Origin of the sequence: Asaia sp. W19 (genome assembly GCF_003994335.1) — a bacterium.
Lineage (GTDB): Bacteria > Pseudomonadota > Alphaproteobacteria > Acetobacterales > Acetobacteraceae > Asaia.
Genome location: NZ_PNQZ01000008.1, coordinates 1 through 5,159, shown reverse-complemented (window position 1 = coordinate 5,159; position 5,159 = coordinate 1). Strand labels below are relative to the sequence as shown.

Sequence of the window (5,159 nt, the reverse complement as noted above, 5' to 3'; positions counted from 1 at the left end):
TATGCGGCCCATATTCCTGCGGAGCATCTCGCCAGCGCAACCCATTGCGGTTCACGAAAATGATCCCGCTCAATACACGCCGATCATCAACACGCGGTCTGCCATGGCTCCTTGGGAAAAGGGCTCCAGACGCGCCATCTGTTCATCCGTCAGCCAATACAGGTCGCTCATCTTCAGTCGCCTCAAGGACCCTGAATCAGATTTGCCCACCCAAATCAATGGGTCCTGAGCCTAGGCGTAAAATGCGTCTCTCGATATGGCATCTCTAGCATAAGGGTCTGAACAATCGGGCAGAGAACAGTCATCTTCTTCAGCGAAAGCGCGAACGCATCGTGCAGAAATTTTGCTCACCTGGCGGGTGTCAACGCTTCGTCTCCGTCTTCTCCGCTATCCGTAATCTCTTCGTTCCACCCGCCTCCATCAACTCAGCTCTATCCCGACACATTCATCGCGTCAGCACTCTCGCTCAGTGGAACAGCGTGACCGTTCTCAGCGTCTGATTATCCCTTTGTCGGGCCTCCGCTTACCTCACGTCAGTTAACATGACGGTATCCCTCCAGACAGATAACCGAACCATTCAGTCTATTTCTTATCGTATCGGCTCTCTCCGCTCCTGCTCGATATCAAGGGAGGAGGTGCCTGGTAAGCTCGGACAGGCGCTCACGCAACCGGCCTATTTCGCGCTCGGCTTCGGCCAGAGGGCTGTTATTGATGGCCGTAATACCTGTCTCAGGATTGGAAAACGTCGCCCGCTGGCTGTCCGCAAAGATTAGGTTCACATCTGTCCGCCCGATCAGATGATAGGCATTCGCGCGCATGAGAGCGCTGATGTCGCGGCTGTTATTCTCAAGAAAATGGTCGGACGGTTCCACCTGCACGAGCGCCGGACGGCAAGTGGAAAAATCAAAGTCTTTGAGCAGTTTCAGATCTTCCCCCTCGATGTCGATCGACAAAAAAATTGGAGGCTGATGAGCCATATAATCCGAAATGATCTGACTCACGCGCATTGCCGGAACTATGGCATCCTCCGTTACCAATACCGGTTCCCCGGGCCACTCTTCCAAAAACTGCCTGTTGGTGGAGCTCAGCTCGTTTTTTGACGAGATGAAAATGTGAGCGCTGCTATCATCCTCGGCGATAGCAGCGGCATGGAGAATACGGTCACCGGGGCGATGGCGCTGCAGTTCGTCGATAAGATGGGGATTGGCCTCTACTAAAACACCTCTCATACCTAGCCCGTTATAAAGCAACCATGTCGCGCTAGTGGCCACGGGATGATTGGCACCAATTTCAAGATAGGTCTGCAAGGAAAGGTCGATTCCCTCTGCGAAGCCGATGGCCCGAAGCGCGGCGAGAACGATGATATCCTCGGCGCACTGGCCGTAGGTTGCAGTGTGAGGCACTGCGATATCGGGCTCTGACATTCCCAACCTCGCAATATCCTCATAGATGCTGACGTTCCGTTGTTTCGACATGCGCACTCCTCTAAGACCCGCAAGTCGAACACGGGATTACATCACAATTATGTCCGCCCACGACATTTGGCAATAAAACGGCGAAAAGGCATGGCCATGAGCCAGACCCTGTGCACCGGGCGGAGCATCTTCCTCTGCCAACTTGCAACGACGCGGATCTGGTCCAGTTCCGAAATTACATGCCCCATCTGCGAGACCAGTGTCCTATTCATGGAAATCAAGTCATCGATTCGATGGTCGAGAGAATGGACACGATGCCGCAGTTCGCCAAGGGAATGCTCTGTCCGCCCCCCACATTCGAGCTGTCGCTGCATTTTAGGAAGAATGGTCATGAACAGACCGCGCATGGCAGGCTGCTCCGCGATCAGACGCCGAAGCTCCGCGTTTTTGAGGAGTGTCGTCTGAAGGTACTCCGCCTCATGCTCCGCTACGGATGCATTGCGATGCCTGATCGTGCTCTGCCCGTCCCTACGGTGCCAGCTCGCAAAGATTTTCTGAATATGCCCGATATCACCCTGCTCCATCAGCAGGATAGCTCGCTCCCAGTCGCTCGTCAGTCTCTCCTGCTCGAGGCCGATGGCGGGAAGTGCAGAGCGTTTGAACAGGCAGCAAATCGGTGGAAACGGCCGCCCGTTGAAGAGCGTGGCGTAGTCGGTTGTGTACCCGTCGCCTCCCCAGACATGACGCCCAGTTTCGATGATTCGCCCGTCACGTTCAACACGCTCGTCTATGACCATGCAGTTGGTCGCAACGGCGACATAGTCGGATTTTTTGGGATCTCCGAGAAATAGTACCGTGTTCAGCAGAAAATCTGGATCCCACGTATCTCCGGCATCGTGGAAGACGATGAAATCCTCTGCCCCTGCGTCGAAAGCGGCACGCGCAGCCTCCCCGCTTGACACGAGCGTAAGACGTCCGCCGAAAATCGGAAGATAACCTTCTAGCACTGCGATCAGCGGCTGCAGGTTCTGATCATTACAAACCAGATAGAGGTGCCATCGCCTGAATTTCTGGAACAGAATGCTGGTCAAGCCACGGTGAATAAGGGTGAGGTCATGGCCAATCCGCATGACGACTGCCACATCGGCGGGCGTTACGCCGCTATGATCTGAAGCGGGAAACGTCATTTGAACTGTCCAATTGTGCGGTCGTCGTAGTGGCCGAGCCTGTGTCGGAGGTCATGTGCTAGGGCGGCGCGCCGGTCCGGCGTCGTTGCCCGGCGCAGAGACACCAGTGCCGAACCAATCACCCAGTCCGAATGATCGATATCGACACGCTCTTGTTTCGAGAGGTCAGCCACCAGTTCTTGTACAAGCGGCGTCAGTCTGGCGTGGCTCGGGTCACCGGAATGCTGGATAGACCCGATGGCTGCGATTTCATTCATCGTCGGTGACAGACCAAGTCGGTCGATCGCCGCGGTCGCTGCCTTTTCAGTCAGCGCGTCCACCGTGACCCCGGCATGAGATTCCTGCCCAAAAAGCTGCGCAATCACTGCCACGGTCTCGTTCTGGAAGGGCTCCAGCAGCGATCTGTTCTGCGCACAGACAGCCCCCGCTTCGGCGAGAACCGGTACGATCCCGCTACCGTCCTGACGATAGCCAAGCGTCGTGCCATGTGCTGCCGCGAATGTATTTTCAATAATAGCCACGGAATTATGAAGCCCATACCCCCCTTCGATCGACTGGTAGTCGTTTCTGAAGGCGCTCTCCATCCACCCCGAACGGCCCCGGTTCCGCTGGGCGGCAGGCCACAAACCGGCATATAGACCGTAGATGGATGGGGAATAACCGGCTTCCTCGAGAATGCCCTTTATCGACACCTGCATATTGCCATGCCAGCCGACATCCACGATTGCGACCCGCCCTTCGTGAACGCCTTCCTGCGTGAGGTAAGATACGACCGTCGTGACTTTTGCGTGCAGCACCGGATAGATCGCTCCCGGATGTCGCCGCATGCAGTCTTTGAGCTCTGCCGCACCGTCATCGAAGCTGATGACGCGGTCGAGACTCCCGAAATGTCTCAGGATATCTTCAACAAGTGGCCCCACATTCAGAAGATCTGCCCGGGACAGCACATCGCGCAGCCGCTCCTTTCGGAAAACCGCACACAGCGTGTCTAGTGTCGATTCCGTCAGGTAATCGGGTGTACAGCCGATAGAGGCTGCCGCGAAATTTAAGGATCTTCGGGAAATATAAAGATAGGTCGATGTGATCCCGGTCGCTTCATCGAGTTTCGCTGCATACCAGGCCTGCTGCGGAAGCCATCCGTCGCGAGCGCAGAAATAGACATGCGTTACCCCAAGTTCCTGTGCACGCCGCGCCACCCATCGTACATAGGTTCCGACGACTGTCGCCCCCCAGGACGCGCCCAACATGCTCATAACCTCAGAGGCCGGGAGCGCCGTTGGATCATAATCCGCGCCGCCTGGCGCAAGCCGAAGCATGGCCGCCCGTAGAAGACGGGAGAACGGCAGAACATCGGGACTCAGCGGGCCACCCGGACGATGATTAGATCTAGCCCGCTTGAACAGAAGGGTTTTCAGCCCAGCATCATCGGCAGTCCGACCGTCACTTCCCTCATTATCCCCGATATGAAGAATACGGCCCGCCTCACCAAAGCGATCCAGAACGATATCCCACTGAGAACCATCCCACTTCGCGCATCCCGTATCGCAGGATACGATGAGGTCAGGGGATTCATACCCCGCGTTTTCAAGCAGACTTCGCACCACTGCTGTGGACAGATACATGTCTGAAACGAACAACACTGGCAGACCGCGAAACCGGCAGAGCTCTACAGCGGCCTTGATCTCCGGAACCGGAATGCAGCATTCATGCTCAACGCGCACTTCTTCCGACAACAGCTCGTCCCGATACTGGGCAAACTGGATATTTTTCTCTTCCAGCGCATCAAGAATGGGATCGAAACCGATTTCTCTTTGCCCCCGGGCCGCGGCCTGTCGCCGCGCATCGAACTCTGCCTGCTCGCGGAGAGCGGCATAGCCCCTAAACAGCGGTCCATGAGCCCGAACCAAGTCGGCCTCAACAATGGCGAACACGTCCGCAGGCGTATCCAGAACGCGCGTCAGAGCTGTATCAAAAACGTCGAAAGTAACGGCATTGACCGTGCTGAGAATATCCTCAAACCGGGAAAGCCAGTGACGGTCTTGCTGCCATTCAAACATATCAGTCGAAGTTCTCACACCTTTTCTCGGACACCATAGCATCCTTCGTATCAGAATTCTACCCGCCTAGGCTCAGGACCCATTGATTTGGGTGGGCAAATCTGATTCAGGGTCCTTGAGGCGACTGAAGATGAGCGACCTGTATTGGCTGACGGATGAACAGATGGCGCGTCTGGAGCCCTTTTCCCAAGGAGCCATGGCAGACCGCGTGTTGATGATCGGCGTGTATTGAGCGGGATCATTTTCGTGAACCGCAATGGGTTGCGCTGGCGAGATGCTCCGCAGGAATATGGGCCGCATAAGACGCTCTACAATCGCTGGAAGCGGTGGAGCGCTGCGGGGACTTTTGTCCGTCTGATGGACGGCCTGGCTACTGGCAGGGCGGACCATTAGACGATCATGATCGACGCCACCTACCTGAAGGCGCACCGTACGGCCTCGAGCCTGCGGATGAAAAAGGGGGCCCAGGCCGCCTGATCGGGCGGACCAAAGGCGGCATG

The 5,159-nt window shown here is 56.3% G+C and carries 3 protein-coding genes and 3 pseudogenes; 2 read left to right on the top strand and 4 right to left on the bottom strand.

The genetic code is table 11. From position 1 onward, the window contains the following. Positions 1–171 (bottom strand): annotated as a pseudogene (locus tag C0V97_RS01585) (transposase); the annotation flags it as partial. A 98-nt stretch (positions 172–269) separates the two neighbouring features. Here C0V97_RS01585 and C0V97_RS18625 point away from each other — a divergent pair. Continuing rightward, positions 270–500, top strand: a pseudogene (locus C0V97_RS18625) (IS6 family transposase); the annotation flags it as partial. Positions 501–623: 123 nt separating this feature from the next. On the opposite strand, the gene C0V97_RS01580 reads toward C0V97_RS18625, so the two are convergent. Genes C0V97_RS01580 through C0V97_RS01570 form a run of 3 tightly spaced genes read right to left on the bottom strand, consistent with a single transcriptional unit; the run spans position 624 to position 4,659 of the window. Continuing rightward, positions 624–1,475: an FkbM family methyltransferase gene (locus C0V97_RS01580; RefSeq protein ID WP_127100084.1), complete on the bottom strand. Its 852-nt coding sequence runs from the start codon at positions 1,473–1,475 to the stop codon at positions 624–626. A gap of 47 nt (positions 1,476–1,522) precedes the next feature. Continuing rightward, complete coding sequence (locus C0V97_RS01575; protein WP_127100082.1) at positions 1,523–2,602, bottom strand: glycosyltransferase family A protein; 1,080 nt, start codon at positions 2,600–2,602, stop codon at positions 1,523–1,525. Further along, positions 2,599–4,659, bottom strand: coding sequence for an HAD family hydrolase (locus tag C0V97_RS01570; RefSeq protein WP_127100080.1), 2,061 nt, complete (start codon positions 4,657–4,659; stop codon positions 2,599–2,601). Before C0V97_RS01570 ends, C0V97_RS01575 begins: the two co-directional genes overlap by 4 nt. A gap of 130 nt (positions 4,660–4,789) precedes the next feature. Here C0V97_RS01570 and C0V97_RS01565 point away from each other — a divergent pair. Beyond that, positions 4,790–5,159 (top strand): annotated as a pseudogene (locus tag C0V97_RS01565) (IS5 family transposase); the annotation flags it as partial.

Coding starts and splice junctions, on each gene's coding strand:
- C0V97_RS01580 (WP_127100084.1), bottom strand. CDS start 1,475: ATGTCGAAACAACGGAACGTCAGCATCTATGAGGATATTGCGAGGTTG.
- C0V97_RS01575 (WP_127100082.1), bottom strand. CDS start 2,602: ATGACGTTTCCCGCTTCAGATCATAGCGGCGTAACGCCCGCCGATGTG.
- C0V97_RS01570 (WP_127100080.1), bottom strand. CDS start 4,659: ATGTTTGAATGGCAGCAAGACCGTCACTGGCTTTCCCGGTTTGAGGAT.